This window comes from Acidovorax radicis, from assembly GCF_020510705.1.
Lineage (GTDB): Bacteria > Pseudomonadota > Gammaproteobacteria > Burkholderiales > Burkholderiaceae_C > Acidovorax > Acidovorax radicis_A.
Genome location: NZ_CP075184.1, coordinates 2,308,841 through 2,325,628, shown reverse-complemented (window position 1 = coordinate 2,325,628; position 16,788 = coordinate 2,308,841). Strand labels below are relative to the sequence as shown.

13 protein-coding genes are annotated in these 16,788 nt (G+C 64.2%); 12 read left to right on the top strand and 1 reads right to left on the bottom strand.

What is annotated here, in order from left to right:
• The first annotated feature begins 62 nt into the window (after positions 1-62).
• From KI609_RS10680 to mnhG, 12 genes are all read left to right on the top strand, one after another.
• The gene (locus KI609_RS10680; protein WP_226449827.1) at positions 63-2,105 is read left to right on the top strand and encodes a bifunctional 3-phosphoshikimate 1-carboxyvinyltransferase/cytidylate kinase; all 2,043 of its coding nucleotides are present in this window, start codon (positions 63-65) and stop codon (positions 2,103-2,105) included.
• A gap of 182 nt (positions 2,106-2,287) precedes the next feature.
• On the top strand, positions 2,288-3,988 hold the full coding sequence (gene rpsA, locus KI609_RS10675; RefSeq protein WP_264181381.1) for a 30S ribosomal protein S1: 1,701 nt from the start codon (positions 2,288-2,290) through the stop codon (positions 3,986-3,988).
• A gap of 84 nt (positions 3,989-4,072) precedes the next feature.
• On the top strand, positions 4,073-4,423 hold the full coding sequence (locus KI609_RS10670; RefSeq protein WP_226449822.1) for an integration host factor subunit beta: 351 nt from the start codon (positions 4,073-4,075) through the stop codon (positions 4,421-4,423).
• A gap of 99 nt (positions 4,424-4,522) precedes the next feature.
• On the top strand, positions 4,523-4,855 hold the full coding sequence (locus KI609_RS10665) for a lipopolysaccharide assembly LapA domain-containing protein (protein WP_226449820.1): 333 nt from the start codon (positions 4,523-4,525) through the stop codon (positions 4,853-4,855).
• The gene (gene lapB, locus KI609_RS10660) at positions 4,845-6,002 is read left to right on the top strand and encodes a lipopolysaccharide assembly protein LapB (protein ID WP_226449818.1); all 1,158 of its coding nucleotides are present in this window, start codon (positions 4,845-4,847) and stop codon (positions 6,000-6,002) included. The genes KI609_RS10665 and lapB overlap by 11 nt, the downstream gene beginning before the upstream one ends.
• A gap of 43 nt (positions 6,003-6,045) precedes the next feature.
• The gene (locus tag KI609_RS10655; protein WP_226449816.1) at positions 6,046-6,474 is read left to right on the top strand and encodes a ComEA family DNA-binding protein; all 429 of its coding nucleotides are present in this window, start codon (positions 6,046-6,048) and stop codon (positions 6,472-6,474) included.
• Between the two features lie 127 nt (positions 6,475-6,601).
• Complete coding sequence (locus tag KI609_RS10650) at positions 6,602-9,547, top strand: monovalent cation/H+ antiporter subunit A (RefSeq protein ID WP_226449814.1); 2,946 nt, start codon at positions 6,602-6,604, stop codon at positions 9,545-9,547.
• On the top strand, positions 9,538-9,903 hold the full coding sequence (locus KI609_RS10645) for a Na+/H+ antiporter subunit C (RefSeq protein ID WP_226449812.1): 366 nt from the start codon (positions 9,538-9,540) through the stop codon (positions 9,901-9,903). The genes KI609_RS10650 and KI609_RS10645 overlap by 10 nt, the downstream gene beginning before the upstream one ends.
• 157 nt (positions 9,904-10,060) lie before the next feature.
• Positions 10,061-11,797 carry a monovalent cation/H+ antiporter subunit D gene (locus KI609_RS10640; RefSeq protein ID WP_226449810.1) on the top strand — a complete coding sequence of 579 codons (1,737 nt, stop codon included), beginning with the start codon at positions 10,061-10,063 and terminating at the stop codon, positions 11,795-11,797.
• A gap of 86 nt (positions 11,798-11,883) precedes the next feature.
• The gene (locus KI609_RS10635; protein ID WP_226450321.1) at positions 11,884-12,417 is read left to right on the top strand and encodes a Na+/H+ antiporter subunit E; all 534 of its coding nucleotides are present in this window, start codon (positions 11,884-11,886) and stop codon (positions 12,415-12,417) included.
• Positions 12,414-12,692 (top strand): K+/H+ antiporter subunit F, encoded by a 279-nt coding sequence (locus KI609_RS10630; protein WP_226449808.1) that lies wholly within the window; start codon positions 12,414-12,416, stop codon positions 12,690-12,692. Before KI609_RS10635 ends, KI609_RS10630 begins: the two co-directional genes overlap by 4 nt.
• On the top strand, positions 12,689-13,069 hold the full coding sequence (gene mnhG / locus KI609_RS10625; RefSeq protein ID WP_226449805.1) for a monovalent cation/H(+) antiporter subunit G: 381 nt from the start codon (positions 12,689-12,691) through the stop codon (positions 13,067-13,069). The genes KI609_RS10630 and mnhG overlap by 4 nt, the downstream gene beginning before the upstream one ends.
• A 51-nt stretch (positions 13,070-13,120) precedes the next feature.
• Here the strand turns inward: mnhG and KI609_RS10620 are convergent, their stop codons facing one another.
• A complete protein-coding gene (locus tag KI609_RS10620; protein ID WP_226449803.1) occupies positions 13,121-16,783 on the bottom strand; it encodes a hydantoinase B/oxoprolinase family protein in 3,663 nt (1,220 codons plus the stop codon).
• Positions 16,784-16,788 lie beyond the last annotated feature (5 nt).

The following is a 16,788-nucleotide window of genomic DNA, read 5'->3' as shown; positions in this document are numbered from 1 at the left end:
TGGCACTGGCCTAGGACGCGCCAGTTGCGTCGGGCACTGGTGCAAATGGACGAAAGATACTGATGTACACCACCGAATTCCTCGATCTGCCGCCCTTGCAATCCGCTGCGGGCGAAGTCCACCTTCCAGGCTCCAAGAGCATTTCCAACCGTGTGTTGCTGCTGGCCGCGCTGAGCCACGGCACCACCATCGTGCACGATCTGCTGGCGTCAGACGACACCCGCGTCATGCTCGATGCCCTGCGCCAGATCGGCTGCAGCATCGACGAAACCGGCAACACCGTGCACATCACCGGGCTGGGTGGGCGCTCGCCCCAATCCCCAGCACAGCTCTTTTTGGGCAACGCTGGCACCGCCATGCGGCCACTCACGGCAGCGCTGGCGCTGCTCGGCGGCGAGTTTGAGCTTGCGGGCGTGCCGCGCATGCACGAGCGCCCCATCGGCGACCTGGTTGCCGCCCTGCGTCAATTGGGCTGCCAGATCGACTACCTCGGCAATGACGGCTACCCCCCCCTGCGGATTGCGCATACCCAAGGCGTTCCGCCCTTGGCATTGGCCCGGCCGATTCAGGTGCGAGGCGATGTGTCCAGCCAGTTCCTGACGGCGCTGCTCATGGCCTTGCCATTGGCGGCTGCCACGCAGGCCATCGTGATCGAGGTGGTGGGCGAGCTGATTTCCAAGCCCTACATCGCCATCACCTTGGCGCTTTTGGCGCGTTTTGGCATCGTCGTCCAGCACGACAACTGGCAACGGTTCACGATTGCGGCGGGCAGCCGTTACCAGTCGCCTGGCAGCATCCACGTCGAGGCCGACGCGTCCTCAGCTAGTTATTTCATAGCACTTGGCGCAATAGCATCAAGCGCTAGCGGCCAAAAAGGCATAAAAATTCAAGGCGTAGGCCTGGACTCGATCCAGGGGGACATTCGCTTTGTAGAGGCCGCACGCGCCATGGGTGCCATGGTCACAGGTGGCCCCAACTGGCTGCACATAGAACGTGGCGCACCCGGTGTGGGCTGGCCCCTCAAGGCCATTGACCTCGACTGCAACCACGTTCCCGATGCCGCCATGACACTGGCGGTGATGGCGCTGTATGCGCAAGGCACCACCACACTGCGCAACATTGCCAGCTGGCGGGTAAAGGAAACCGATCGCATCGCCGCCATGGCCAAAGAGCTGCGCAAACTCGGCGCCACGGTGGAGGACGGCGCCGACTTCATTCGTATCACGCCCCCCGCACAAACCGGGGACTGGAAGGCGGCCAGCATCCACACCTATGACGACCACCGCGTGGCCATGTGCTTCTCGCTGGCGGCCTTCAATCCAGCCCGGTTGCCCGTGCGCATTGAAGATCCCAAGTGCGTGGCCAAGACCTTCCCCGATTACTTCGAGATGCTGTTTTCGGTGTCCCGGGTTGCAATCGACAGCATCCCGGTGATCTGCATCGACGGCCCTACGGCCTCTGGCAAGGGCACGGTGGCTGCCGCCGTGGCGCAGCGGCTGGGCTACCGGTTTCTGGATTCGGGTGCGATTTACCGCATCACGGCCCTGGCGGCGCTGCGCGCGGGCCTCTCCATCGACACTGCCCACGAGCCACGCATCGCATCTATGGCCCAGACACTGCCCGTTCGTTTTGAAGACGGGCGAGTGTGGCTGGCCAACGACGATGTCACCGAGGCCATTCGCACCGAAGAAGCCGGCATGAACGCCTCGCGCGTGTCGGCTTTGCCCACCGTGCGCACGGCGCTGGTCGCCTTGCAACACAGCTTTCAGCAGCTGCCCGGCCTAGTGGCCGATGGCCGGGACATGGGCACCGTGATCTTTCCCAACGCCCCCTTGAAAGTCTATTTGACAGCCAGCGCCACGTGCCGCGCTGAGCGCCGTTATAAACAGTTGATTTCAAAGGGTTTTTCAGCTAGTATCGAAGACCTCCGTGCGGACCTTGAAGCACGCGATGCCCGGGACAGTACCCGCAGCGTCGCGCCTTTGAAGCCCGCGCTGGATGCTCTGGTCCTGGACAACTCCACCTTGACGATTGATGAAGCCGTCGAACAAGTGTTGGTCTGGTGGCAGGAGCGGCAGCCGTTCGCAGTCTCTGCGCAAGGCTGAGCAGTGTGGGGCCGCAAGGCTCCCAGGTCAGGCCGAAAGGCCTGGCAACAGGCCCACGCAACCCCTCTCGCGCGCCAGCGCACAGGTTGTGTGGATCAATAACCTAACCCGCGGCTCTGCCGCAAAAAACTACCGCAAGCAGCTATAAAAACAGTAGCAATAGTGCTCCTGGAATCCTGTTTGTGGCAAGGAAATACATGTCCGAATCTTTTGCCGCCCTTTTTGAAGAATCCTTGCAGCGCACGGAAATGCGCCCAGGCGAAGTCATCACCGCTGAAGTCGTGCGCGTTGAGCACAACTTCGTGGTCGTGAACGCCGGCCTCAAATCCGAAGCCTACGTGCCGCTGGAAGAGTTCAAGAACGACAAGGGCGAAGTCGAAGTCCAAGTGGGTGACTTCGTGTCGGTGGCCATTGGCTCCATCGAAAACGGCTACGGCGACACCATCCTGTCGCGCGACACCGCCAAGCGTCTGGCTTCCTGGATGAGCCTGGAAAAGGCCCTGGAATCCGGCGAATTCGTCACTGGTACGACCAGCGGCAAGGTCAAGGGCGGTCTGACCGTTCTGGTCAACGGCATCCGCGCATTCCTGCCCGGTTCGCTGATCGATACCCGTCCGATCAAGGATCTGACGCCGTACGAGAACAAGACCATGGAATTCAAGGTCATCAAGCTCGACCGCAAGCGCAACAACGTGGTGCTGAGCCGCCGCGCTGTGGTGGAAGCCTCCATGGGCGAAGAGCGCGCCAAGCTGATGGAAACCCTGAAGGAAGGCTCCATCGTTCAAGGCGTGGTCAAGAACATCACCGAATACGGTGCGTTCGTGGACCTGGGCGGTATCGACGGCCTGCTGCACATCACCGACATGGCATGGCGTCGCGTGCGTCACCCTTCCGAAGTGGTGACAGCTGGCCAGGAAATCACGGCCAAGATCCTGAAGTTCGACACCGAAAAGAACCGTGTCTCGCTGGGTCTGAAGCAAATGGGTGACGACCCATGGATGGGCGTGAACCGCCGCTACCCACAATCGACCCGCCTGTTCGGCAAGATCACGAACATTGCCGACTACGGCGCATTCGTCGAACTCGAACCCGGCATCGAAGGCCTGGTGCACGTGTCTGAAATGGACTGGACCAACAAGAACATCGCTCCCGCCAAGCTCGTGTCGCTGGGTGACGAAGTCGAAGTCATGGTCCTCGAAATCGACGAAGACAAGCGCCGTATCAGCCTGGGCATGAAGCAGTGCAAGGCCAACCCATGGCAAGAATTCGCCCAGGAAACCAAGCGCGGCGACCGCGTGAAGGGCCCTATCAAGTCGATCACCGACTTCGGCGTGTTCGTGGGCCTGGCTGCCGGTATCGACGGCCTGGTGCACCTGTCCGACCTCTCGTGGAACGAAGCCGGTGAAGCCGCTGTTCGCAACTACAAGAAGGGCCAGGAAGTCGAAGCCATCGTGTTGGCTGTGGACGTGGACCGCGAACGCATCTCGCTGGGCATCAAGCAGTTGGATGGCGACCCATTCACGACCTTCGTGACCGTGAACGACAAGGGCCAGACGGTGACCGGCAAGGTCAAGACCGTGGACGCCCGTGGCGCTGAAATCGACCTCGGCGAAGACATCGTGGGCTACCTGCGCGCTTCGGAAATCTCCCGCGACCGCGTGGAAGATGCCCGCAACGTGCTCAAGGAAGGCGACGAAGTCACTGCTGTGGTGGTCAATGTGGATCGCAAGACCCGCAACATCCAGTTGTCGATCAAGCAAAAGGACATGATCGACGAACAAGGCGCCATGGCCAACCTGAGCCAACAATCGAGCCGCGAAAGTGCCGGCACGACCAGCCTGGGCGCCCTGCTGCGCGCCAAGCTGGACAATTCCGAAAAGTAAAGCACTGACCCGTTAAACGGTCAGACAGCGGGCGCCTTGTGCGCCCGCTCTTCTTTTAGCAAGCCGCCTATGCCCCAAGACTCCATGACCCGCTCAGACCTCGTTGAAGAACTGGCCGCGCGCTTTGGCCAGCTCACGCACCGCGATGCCGAATACGCCGTAAAGACCATTCTGGACGCCGTAGGCGACGCACTGGTGCGCGGGCACCGCATCGAGATCCGGGGCTTTGGCAGCTTCTCGGTCAACCACCGCCCTCCCCGCATGGGCCGCAATCCGCGCAGCGGCGAAGCCGTGGCCATTCCGGAAAAACGTGTGCCCCACTTCAAGCCCGGCAAGGCCTTGCGTGAAGCAGTCGACAAGCGCACCGCCGAAATGGAAATCACCACCGAATCCATAGTGGCAGGTGAATCAAATTTGATAGCTAAAAGCGCTTGATAATCAAGCGCCAGCAGCCGATTGGCCGCAGATTTACCGGCTCACAAGCCTGCACGGGCCTGCACACCTCTTAGAATCGCCCCACCACCGGGGAGCCTGATGAAATACCTCCTGTGGCTGCTTAAGGCAGCCATTTTTTTTACGCTGTTCGCTTTTGCTCTGAACAACCAGCAAGACGCCACCGTGCATTTTTTCTTCGGCACGCAATGGCGCGCGCCCCTGGTGCTGGTCGTTTTGACGGCATTTTCAGCCGGCCTGGTCGTGGGCGTGCTCGGCATGGTGCCGCGCTGGTGGCGCCACCGTACAGCAGCCCGCCGCGCCCAAGCCTCCGCGCCCGCAAGCACGCCGTTGCCCACGCAGACGTCCACCGTTGCCGACAGCAACGCCGTCACCCCTCCCCCTCCAGACCTGCCTTCAATTCATGGAATTTGACCTGACCTGGATTCTTCTGGGCCTGCCCGTGGCGTTTGTGCTCGGCTGGGTCGCTTCACGGTTTGACCTGCGCCAGTTGCGTGCCGAAAACCGCAGCGCCCCCAAGGCTTACTTCAAGGGGCTGAACTTCCTGCTCAACGAGCAACAGGACCAGGCCATCGACGCGTTCATCGAGGCCGTGCAGAAGGACCCGGATACGTCCGAGCTGCACTTTGCATTGGGCAACCTTTTTCGCCGCCGGGGCGAATACGACCGCGCGGTGCGTGTGCACGAACACCTGCTCTCGCGCGGCGATCTGAGCCGCACCGACCGCGAGCGCGCCCAGCACGCGCTGGCACTCGACTTCCTCAAGGCCGGCCTTCTCGATCGTGCCGAAGACGCCTTGCACCGCCTGGAAGGCACGCCGTTCGAGGCGCAGGCCCGTCTGGCGCTGCTGGCCATCTACGAACGCTCACGCGACTGGCCCCATGCAACAGCCATCGCCCGCAAGATGCACGATGCCGACCAGGGCGACTTCAGCACCCGCCAGGCGCACTACCTGTGCGAACAAGCCCTTGCGCTGACCGGACACGGCGAGCTGCCCGCCGCCCAGGCGCTGCTGGAACAAGCCGTGGCTGCGGCCCCCGAGGCCGCGCGTGCGCGCATTGAAATGGCACGGCTGCAGCGCCTGATGGGGCAACCTGCGGCAGTGCTCACCACGCTCAAGACGCTGGGCGAACGCACTCCCGCCGCGCTGCCACTGGCTGCCCCGCTGATGGTAGAGGCCGCCGTCGCTACCGGGCGCGTGCCCGAGGTGCAGACGCTGCTGCAGGCGCACTACACGCTGACACCGTCGCTGGATGTACTTGAAAGCCTGGTGGGTATCGAGTCTGCCAACGAAGCAACACGTGGCACAGCACGCCAGCGTTATGTGCAGCATCTGGACAAGGAAGCTTCGCTGGTGGCTGCCACCAAGTGGCTCGCAGCCGAAAAACTGGAGCACGAAGAGTTTCACCCGCAAATCCAGCGGGCGCTGGAACAAGCGGCAAAGCCGCTCACACGCTACCGCTGCGCCGCCTGTGGGTTTGAGGCCCGCCAGCACTTCTGGCAATGCCCGGGTTGCCAGACGTGGGACAGCTACCCCGCGCGGCGTGTCGAGGAGCTCTGACACGGCCCGAATCTGTCCCCGCTCTGCCACAAGGAACCCCGCCATGCTGAAAAGCCTGCTGACCCTCATCGCCCTGCTGTTTGCTGCCGCATCGTTCGCAGCCGTTGATGTGAACACCGCCACCGAGGCTGAACTCGATGGCATTAAAGGCATTGGGCCAGGCCTGTCGAGCAAAATTCTGGCGGAACGCAAAAACGGTGAATTCCGCGACTGGAACGATTTCATTGGGCGCGTGAGTGGCGTAGGCAACACGTCTGCCGCCAACTTCTCCAAGGAAGGTCTCACGGTAAGCGGCAAGAAATACACGGCAGCGGCCGCCGCGAAGGCCCGGGCGCGAGACACCCAACAAAGCGGGACCTCGGCAGAGGGCAAGACGGGACACAGCGCCACCACAGGTGCTGGCGCAGTACCCGCCACGCCCACCGCCACAGCGACCCAGCCGGCCAGCGACGCCAGCGCTAGCAAAAAATAAGCACGGCTCACAGACTGCAAGCCCGCTTCGGCGGGCTTTGTTGTTTGTGTCACCGATGACGCCCGGCGCAATACGACGCCAATGTTCGGGCAGGGTTTTTAGGTGCTCCCCCTAGAATTGGTAACGCATGCCCCTTATCACGCTCATCCTCCTCCCTTTTATCGGCAGTCTGCTGGCGGCGGTGTTACCTGCCAACGCCCGCAATACCGAGTCCACATTGGCGGGGCTGATTGCGCTGTTTTGCACCGTTCAGACGGCGCTGTGTTTTCCAGACATCGCTGATGGCGGCGTGTTGCGCCAGGAAATTGTCTGGTTGCCCGCGCTGGGCCTGAACCTTGTCATCCGCATGGATGGTTTCGCGTGGATGTTTTGCATGCTGGTGCTGGGCGTAGGCAGCCTGGTGGTGCTGTACGCGCGCTACTACATGTCGGCTGCCGACCCGGTGCCGCGCTTTTTTTCATTTTTCCTCGCCTTCATGGGGGCGATGACCGGGGTGGTTCTGTCGGGCAACCTCATCCAGATTGCTTTCTTCTGGGAGCTGACCAGCCTGTTTTCCTTCTTGCTGATCGGCTATTGGCACCACCTCAAGGATGCCCGGCGCGGCGCGCGCATGGCTCTCACGGTGACGGGCACGGGTGGCTTGGCCATGTTCGCGGGCATGCTGGTGCTGGGGCACATCGTGGGCAGCTACGACCTGGACCATGTGCTGGCCGCAGGCCAACTCATCAAGGACCATGCGCTCTACAACACGGCGCTGGTGTTGATACTGCTGGGGGCGCTCACCAAAAGCGCCCAGTTTCCCTTTCATTTCTGGCTGCCACACGCCATGGCAGCGCCCACACCGGTCTCGGCCTACCTGCACTCGGCCACCATGGTCAAGGCGGGGGTTTTTTTATTGGCGCGCCTGTGGCCGGCCCTGGCAGGCACAGAGCAGTGGTTCTGGCTGGTGGGTGGCGCGGGCCTTGCCACGTTGCTGGTGGGTGGTTATGCGGCCATGTTCCAAAACGATCTCAAGGGCCTGCTGGCGTATTCAACCATCTCGCACCTGGGGCTGATCACCCTGCTGCTGGGCCTGAACAGCCCGCTGGCCGCCGTGGCCGCCGTTTTCCACATCATGAACCACGCCACGTTCAAGGCCTCGCTTTTCATGGCGGTCGGCATCGTGGACCATGAAAGCGGCACGCGCGACATCACGCGCCTGTCGGGGCTGCGGCACATGATGCCCGTCACCGCCACGCTGGCCATGGTGGCCAGTGCGGCCATGGCGGGCGTGCCGCTGCTCAATGGCTTCTTGTCCAAAGAAATGTTCTTTGCCGAGACGGTGTATGTGAACGCCACGCCCCTGCTCGACTGGCTGCTTCCCGTGGCTGCGACCATCGCTGGCATCTTCAGCGTGGCCTACTCCCTGCGTTTCACGGTGGACGTGTTCTTTGGCGCCCCGGCCACCGACCTGCCTCGAACGCCCCATGAACCTCCCCACTGGATGCGGGTGCCGGTGGAGCTGCTGGTGCTGGCGTGCCTGGTGGTCGGTGTGTTGCCTGCATGGTCGGTAGGCGCATACCTGGCAGCGGCCGCGCGACCCGTGGTGGGTGGCGAGCTTCCCGTCTACAGCCTGGCCGTGTGGCACGGGTTCAACACCCCCTTCGTAATGAGCCTGGTGGCCCTGGGCGGCGGCATTGCGCTGTATACGCTGCTGCGTCGGCAACGCAACAAGGGGGTTGTGGATGCGCCCCCTTTGATGCATCACGTGAGCGGCCAGCGCATTTTTGAACGCACACTGGCCGCTCTCACGCAGGCCGGGCGCCATGGCCGCCGCGCGCTGGGCACCACACGATTGCAATGGCAGATGTTGTGGCTGGTGTGTGCGGCGCTGTTGGCCGGCATATTGCCCTTGTGGGCACGGGGCCTGCCGGTGGGTGACCGCGTGCAGCTGCCCTTGTCACCATCGTTTGCGCTGTTGTGGCTGCTTGGCGCGGTCTGCGCCGTAGCCGCCGCCTGGCAAGCCAAATACCACCGGCTGGCCGCGCTGACCCTGCTGGGCGGCTCCGGCCTGTGCGTGTGCCTAACGTTTTTGTGGTTCTCGGCGCCCGACCTTGCTCTCACGCAGATCGTGGTCGAAGCGGTCACTACCATCCTGATTCTTCTGGGTTTGCGCTGGCTGCCCCGGCGCGACGAAAGCCTGCGAGTCCCCACCCTCGCCGAAGAGCGGCGCACCCAACTGCGCCGCTACCGCGATCTGGCCCTGGCACTGGTCGCTGGTGGGGGCATGGCGCTGCTGTCATTTGCCATGATGAGCCGCCCCTTCCCTGACAGCACCTCGACGTTTTTTCTGGAGCACGCGCTCACGGGAGGCGGGGGCACCAATGTCGTCAACGTGATGCTGGTGGACTTCCGCGGCTTTGACACCTTTGGCGAGATCGTGGTGCTGGGCATCGTGGCCCTGACGGTGTATGCCCTGCTGCGGCGATTTCGTCCGGCGCGCGAAGTGATGGACCTGCCGCCCCAGCAGCGCGCGCTGCCTGCCGATGTGCACACCGATCTGGCCAACCCACGCCAGACCGCAGACACCGCCGTGGGCTACCTGATGGTGCCGGCCGTGCTGGTGCGGCTGCTGCTGCCATTCGCCACGCTGGTGGCGGCCTACCTTTTCATGCGAGGGCACAACGAACCGGGCGGCGGGTTTGTGGCCGGGCTGGTGTTCTCTGTGGCGCTGCTGCTGCAGTACATCGTTTCGGGCACCTCGTGGGTAGAGGCCCACTTGCCTTTGTATCCGCGCCGCTGGATTGGTGTCGGCCTGCTGGTTGCGCTGGCCACCGGGCTCGGGGCACTGTTCTGGGGATATCCATTCCTTACCAGCCACACCGCCCATTTTGATCTGCCGTGGGTCGGAGAGGTCCACGTTGCAAGCGCCATGTTTTTTGACATCGGCGTGTTCACGCTGGTGGTGGGCTCGACCATGCTCATCCTCACCGGCATCGCCCACCAGTCGGTGCGCAGCCGCCGCTACAGCACACGCGTTGCCGATGAGACGCAGGCGGCGGCCGCTGCGCAGGGAGAAAGCCCATGGAACTGATTTTGGCCCTGGCCATCGGCCTGCTCACCGGCTCGGGCGTGTGGCTGCTGCTGCGCCCGCGCACGTTCCAGATCATCATGGGGCTGTCGCTGCTGTCGTATGCCGTCAACCTGTTCATCTTCAGCATGGGCCGCCTGGGCCTGGCCATTGACAAGGAACCCGTGCTGCAACAGGGCCTGCCCCAGAACCTGGCGCACTATGCCGACCCCATGCCGCAGGCCCTCACCCTGACCGCCATCGTGATCGGGTTTGCGATGACCGCATTGTTCCTGGTGGTGCTGCTGGCCTCGCGCGGCATGGCAGGCACCGACCACGTGGATGGCACACACGCCAAGGATGCGCAGGAGATGCAGTGATCACGAACACCCCCCTGAGCGGCTTCGCCGCCTCCCTCCGCTCTCGCAGCGCTACGCGCTGCGGGCGGGGGGACGCAGCCCTCGCGGCGGGGCGGCCCTTGCTTGGCTGCTCTCGCCTAGATCGCGCCTGTTTTACGCGTAGCGCTAGGCAACTGACATGACATCCGTGGGATTCATCCTGGAGCGGCTTATGCCGCATTTGATCCTGGCGCCCATCGCGTTGCCATTGCTGACGGCAGGGCTCATGCTGCTGCTGCGCGAGGAACGCCAGCGCACCAAGGTCGCGCTCAACATCGCGGCGACGTTTGTCGGGCTGGTGGTGGCCGTGCTGCTGCTGGTCCAGGCCAAGGACCCCGGCGTGCAAACCAGTCTGGGCGTCTACCTGCCAGGCAACTGGCCCGCGCCGTTTGGCATCGTGCTGGCCATCGACCGGCTCTCGGCCATGATGCTGGTGCTGTGCAGCACCGTGGCCCTGGCGTCGGTGGTGTTTTCGGCGGCACGCTGGCACCGCGCGGGTGTGCACTTTCACCCGTTGTTCCAGTTCCAGCTCATGGGGCTGGCCGGTGCCTTCCTCACGGCCGATCTGTTCAATCTGTTCGTGTTTTTTGAAATCATGCTGGCGGCCTCTTACGGTCTGCTGCTGCATGGCTCGGGGCGACAGCGCGTGGCCGCGGGCATGCATTACATCGCCATCAATCTGGCGGCTTCATCGCTGTTTCTGATCGGTGTGTCGATGCTGTATGGCATCACTGGCACGCTGAACATGGCCGACCTGGCGCGGAGCATCGCTGGCGTGGCGGTGGCAGACCGGGGCCTGCTGCATGCGGCGGCCGCCATCCTGGCCGTGGCGTTTCTCATCAAGGCGGCCGTGTGGCCACTGAACTTCTGGCTGGTGCCGGCCTACAGCGCCGCCACCGCGCCGGTGGGCGCACTGTTTGCCCTCATGACCAAGGTGGGCGTGTACACCGTGCTGCGCCTGTGGACGCTGATCTTTGGCGCCGAGGCGGGCGAGTCGGCGCAGTTTGGCAGCCAGTGGCTCATGGGCGCAGGCATGGTGACGATGGCGTTTGGCGCCATCGGCATGCTGGGCTCACAGCGGCTGGGGCACCTGGCGGGGTACGCGGCCATACTGTCTTCGGGCACGCTGCTGGCGGCCACGGGCTTTGGGCAGACCCTACTCACCGCTGGTTTGCTGTATTACATGATCGGTTCCACGCTGGCGGTAAGCGCGCTGTTCCTGCTCACCGACCTGATCGACCGCTGGCGCAACCATGGCTCCAACCTGGCGCCTCATGAGCAGGCTGACGATGCACCATTCCTCTCTGCCGACCTCGTGCCCAACGAACGCATGAGCCTCGACGACGCGGACGATGCCCCTATCGGCCAGGTGATCCCGGCAGCGGCCGCCTTTTTGGGGCTGGCATTCATGGCCTGCACACTCATCATCACCGGCTTGCCGCCGCTGCCGGGTTTTGTCGGCAAATTCGCCATGATTCACGCGGTACTCAACCCGCTCGGGCTGGGCGCGTCGAACGGATTTCAGCCGGGCACGGCGGGCTGGGCGCTGGTGGCTCTGCTCGTGGGTTCGGGCTTGCTCGCCCTGCTGGCGCTCACACGGGCGGGAGTTCGCCATTTCTGGGCGGCGCACGACCGGACATCGCCGAAGCTGCTGGTACTTGAAGGCATGCCCATCGCCCTGCTGCTTGTGGCCTGCATCGCCTTGGTGTGGCATGCGGGTGCCGTGATGCGCTACACGCAGGCCACCGCAGATGCACTGCACGCGCCCGCCGTCTATATACGCGCCGTGATGACCGCCGCTCCCGTGGCCAACCCGCCCCGGCAGGGTGCACCCCAAACAGGCACCCCCACAAGCACTGGGAGCAGCGCGCCATGAAACCCTCCGACACGCCGATCGAAGCAACATCGCCCCACGCTGCGTCCGACGACAGGTTCGGTGGCAGTGCTGGCGCGGCCCTCGCCGTGGCGTCCGCTGCGCCGCGCCCAACCGCCCCACGGCAGGCGCCGCTCAAGCGCCTGGTGCCTGCGCCCCTGCTGTCGTTCGCGCTGCTGGGCCTGTGGCTGCTGCTCAACCGCTCTTTGAGCGCGGGCCACATCGTGCTGGGCGCCGTGCTGGGCCTGGCCATACCGCTGCTCACCGCCGGGCTGCGACCGTTGCCTGTGCGGGTTCGCAAACCCGGCGCGGTGTTGCGGCTGGCGCTCACCGTGGTGGCGGACACCACACGCTCCAACATCGCCGTGGCGCGCCTGTTGCTGGCACCGGGCAGCCGGCGCCACCCTCCGGGTTTTGTCCATGTGCCGCTGGATGTGCGCGACCCCAATGCCCTCGCAGTATTGGCGATGATTGTGTGCCTGACACCCGGTAGCGCCTGGGCCGAACTGTCGGTGGACCGCAGCATGCTGCTGGTGCATCTGCTGGAGCTCGATGATGCGGCTGCCGTCGTCGCCGATATCAAACACCGCTATGAACGCCCCCTCATGGAGATTTTTGAATGACCCCCATCCTCGACTGGGCCTTGCCTGCGGCGCTGCTCATGCTGGCGCTGGCCATGGGATGCGCGCTGATTCGCCTGCTCAAAGGCCCGTCGGCACAAGACCGCGTGCTGGCGCTGGACTGCATGTATCTGAGCGGCATGCTCATGATGCTGGTGCTGGGCCTGCTGTATGGCAGCAAAAACTACTTCGAGGCGGCGCTGCTGCTGGCGCTTTTCAGTTTTGTGGGCTCGATGGCCATGGCCAAATTTTTGCTGCGCGGCGAGGTCATCGAATGACCGGCGCCGCCGCACTGCCCTTGTGGCTGGAGGCCATCATTGCCGTGCTGGTGCTGGCTGGCGCGGGCTTGGCGCTTTTGGGCTCCATCGGGCTGCTGCGGCTGCACACGTTTTTTGAGCGTGCGCATGCCCCCACCATCATCGCCACCCTGGGCTGCTGGCTGATCATGCACGCCACCGTGATCTATTTTTCGGTGGTGGATGGGGCGCTCGCGTTGCACGCCTTGCTCATTGCCGTGTTCGTGGCGATCACGGCGCCAGTCATGTCGGTTTTTCTGATGCGCGCCGCCCTGTTCCGCGCGCGCCAGGCCGGGCAGGACGTGCCCCCCAGCCTGAACCCGAGCGGGCCCACACTGGAATCACCCGAAGATTCCTGATTTAATAGCTGCTAGCGCTTATGGATAAAGCGCTAGCGGCCATTTTCATCATTATTTCTGGCCTGCCGCGCCAAACCCGCCACCGCCCGGCGTGTGGATCTCGAACACATCGCCCGGCAGCATCTCGGCCTGGCCAATGTGGTCCAGCAGCTCCACCCGGCCATCGCTGCGCACCACCTTATTGATGCCCACGGCACCGGCCTTGCCGCCGGCCATACCAAAGGCGCCATGGTGGCGACCGTTCGACAAGATGCTGGCCGTCATGGGCTCCAGAAAACGCACGCGGCGGATGCCGCCATCGCCGCCCTTCCACTGCCCGGCCCCGCCTGAGCCCTTGCGGATCTCGTAGCCCTCCAGCCGCACCGGAAAGCGGAACTCCAGGATCTCGGGATCGGTCAGGCGCGAGTTGGTCATGTGGCACTGCACCACGCTCGTGCCCGCAAACCCGCCCGCGAGCTGCCCCGTGGCATCCCACACGCCGCCCGCACCACTGCCACCCGAGATGGTCTCGTAGTACTGGTAGCGCGTGCTGCCAAAGGTGAAGTTGTTCATGGTGCACTGCCCCGCCGCCATCAAACCGAGCGCGCCGTACAGCGCATTGGTGATGCAGGTGGAGGTCTCCACATTGCCCGCCACCACCGACGCTGGCGGGTTGGGGTTGAGCATGCTGCCGGGCGGGATGATGACCTTGAGCGGCTTTAGGCACCCCGCGTTCAGCGGAATGTCATCGTCCACCAGCGTGCGGAACACATACAGCACCGCCGCCATGCACACCGCTGTGGGCGCGTTGAAGTTGTTGGTTTGCTGCGGGCTGGTGCCGGTGAAGTCGATGGTGGCGCTGCGGTTCGCTGCATCCACCTTCACCGCGACGCTGATCTGTGCGCCGTTGTCGAGCGGCAGAGTGAATGCACCGTCCTTCAGGCGGGTGATCACGCGGCGCACCGATTCTTCCGCGTTGTCCTGCACATGGCGCATGTAGGCCTGAACGACGTCAAGCCCAAATTCGGCCACCATGCGGCGCAGCTCCTGCTGGCCCTTCTCATTCGCTGCGATCTGCGCGCGCAAATCGGCCATGTTCTGCTGCGGGTTGCGGGATGGGTACTCACCGCTTTCGAGCAGCGCAATCATCTCCGCCTCACGCAGCACGCCGCGCTCCACCAGCTTCACGTTGTTGATCTGCACGCCCTCTTCTTCAATGCGCGTGGAGAACGGTGGCATCGAGCCCGGTGTGGTGCCACCCACGTCGGCATGGTGGCCCCGGCTGCCCACATAAAACGTAGGCTCGGCCTCGTCAGACACATACACCGGCGTGATGACCGTGATGTCGGGCAGGTGGGTGCCGCCATGGTACGGGTCGTTGAGCACGTACACATCGCCTGGCTGCATCTTGCCCGCATTCTCGCGGACCACGGTCTTGATGCTCTCGCCCATCGAGCCCAGGTGCACGGGCATGTGGGGTGCGTTGGCAATCAGGTTGCCTTCGGCATCGAACAGCGCGCAGCTGAAGTCCAGCCGCTCCTTGATATTCACCGAGTACGCGGTGTTCTGCAGCTGCAGCCCCATTTGCTCGGCGATGTTCATGAACAGGTTGTTGAACACTTCGAGCAGCACCGGGTCCACCGTGGTGCCCACAGCATGCTGCACGGCGCGCGCCACGCGGCGGTTGAGCAGCAGGTGGTCCAGGTCGGTCAGCTCGGCCTCCCAGCCGGGCTCCACGATGGTGGTGGCGTTCTTTTCGGCAATGATGGCGGGGCCGGGAATCACGTCGCCGGGGCGCAAGTCTTCACGCACCACCAGCGCGGCATCGTGCCAGGCGGCCACACCATCTACGCCACCGGTGTACATGCGCACGGTGCTGCGGCGCGGCACCTCGCGTGCAGGCGGCAGCGCGTGGCGCGGTTCCACAGGCGCATCCCCAGGCACCACGGCCTCGACGGATACCGCCTCCACCACCAGGCCCTTGCCCTGCATGAGGAAGGCAAAACGCTGGCGGTACGCGTTCTCGAACGCGGCGGTGATCTCGGGCATCGACCCGAACGGAACGATGAGCGCCGAGTCGCTGCCCTCGTAGCGCACGTGCACGCGGCGGTGCACCACGGCTGTGCCCACGCCCACCTGCTGGCGCTCCAGCTCGGTGCGTGCGGTGGTGGCCAGTTGCTCCAGCGAGGCTGCGATGCCGGCCAGCGCATCGGGCACCAGCTTGGCCTCTACCGCCTGCTCGCGGATCACGTTCTGGTCGGCCAGGCCCATGCCATAGGCGCTGAGCACACCCGCGAGCGGGTGCACAAACACGCGCGTCATGCCCAACGCATCGGCCACCAGGCAGGCATGCTGGCCGCCCGCGCCGCCAAAACACTGCAGCGTGTAGCGCGTCACGTCATAGCCGCGCGCCACGCTGATCTTCTTGATGGCATTGGCCATCTGCTGCACGGCGATCTGGATGAAGCCGTGGGCCACGTCCTCGCCCGTGCGGCCGGTCTGCTGTGCAAGGTCTGCAAACTTCTGCGCCACCGCATCGCCATCCAGCGTCTCGTTGGCGCCGTGGCCAAACACCTTGGGGAAATGCGCGGGCTGGATCTTGCCCACCATCACGTTCGCATCCGTCACAGCCAGCGGGCCGCCCCGGCGGTAGCTGGCGGGACCAGGATTGGCCCCCGCGCTCTCGGGGCCGACGCGAAAGCGTGCGCCGTCAAAACCGAGGATGGAGCCGCCGCCCGCCGCCACGGTGTGGATGCTCATCATGGGCGCGCGCATGCGCACGCCCGCCACCTGGGTCTCGAACTCGCGCTCGAACTCGCCCGCGTAGTGGCTCACGTCGGTGCTGGTGCCGCCCATGTCAAAACCAATGACCTTGTCGTGGCCCGCGAGGCCCGCAGTGCGTGCCATGCCGACGATGCCGCCTGCGGGGCCAGAGAGGATCGCGTCCTTGCCCTGGAACACCTGCGCATCCGTGAGGCCGCCCGACGACTGCATGAAGAACAGCTTGACGCCCGGCATCTCGCTGGCCACCTGGCTCACATAGCGGCGCAGGATGGGCGAGAGATACGCATCCACCACCGTGGTGTCGCCCCGGCTCACCAGCTTCATCATCGGGCTGGTGGCGTGTGATGCACTCACCTGCGTAAAACCCACCTCGCGCGCGATGCGGGCCGCCGCCTCTTCATGCGCGGCGTAGCGGTAGCCATGCATGAACACAATGGCCGCGCTGCGCAGGCCGGCGTCGTAGGCGGCCCACAGGCGCTCTTTCAGGTGCGCCTCGTCCAGCGGCTCGATCACGTCGCCATGCGCGCCCATGCGCTCCTGCGCCTCGATCACACGTTCGTACAACAGCTCGGGCAGCACGATGTGGCGGTCAAAAATGCGCGGGCGGTTCTGGTACGCAATGCGCAATGCGTCCTTGAAGCCCTTGGTGGTGATGAGCAGCGTGGGCTCGCCCTTGCGCTCCAGCAGCGCGTTGGTGGCCACGGTGGTGCCCATCTTCACGCACTCCACCAGCTCGGGCGTCACGGCCTCGCCGGGCTTCAGACCCAGCAGGTGGCGAATGCCGGCCACTGCGGCGTCCTTGTACTGCTCGGGGTTCTCGGACAACAGCTTGTGGGTGACCAGGCTGAAAGATCCGTCTGGATGGGGCCGCTTGCCCACCACGTCGGTAAAGGTGCCCCCTCGATCGATCCAGAACTGCCAGCGGGACAAAGAGGATGGTTGATTGGACATATAAA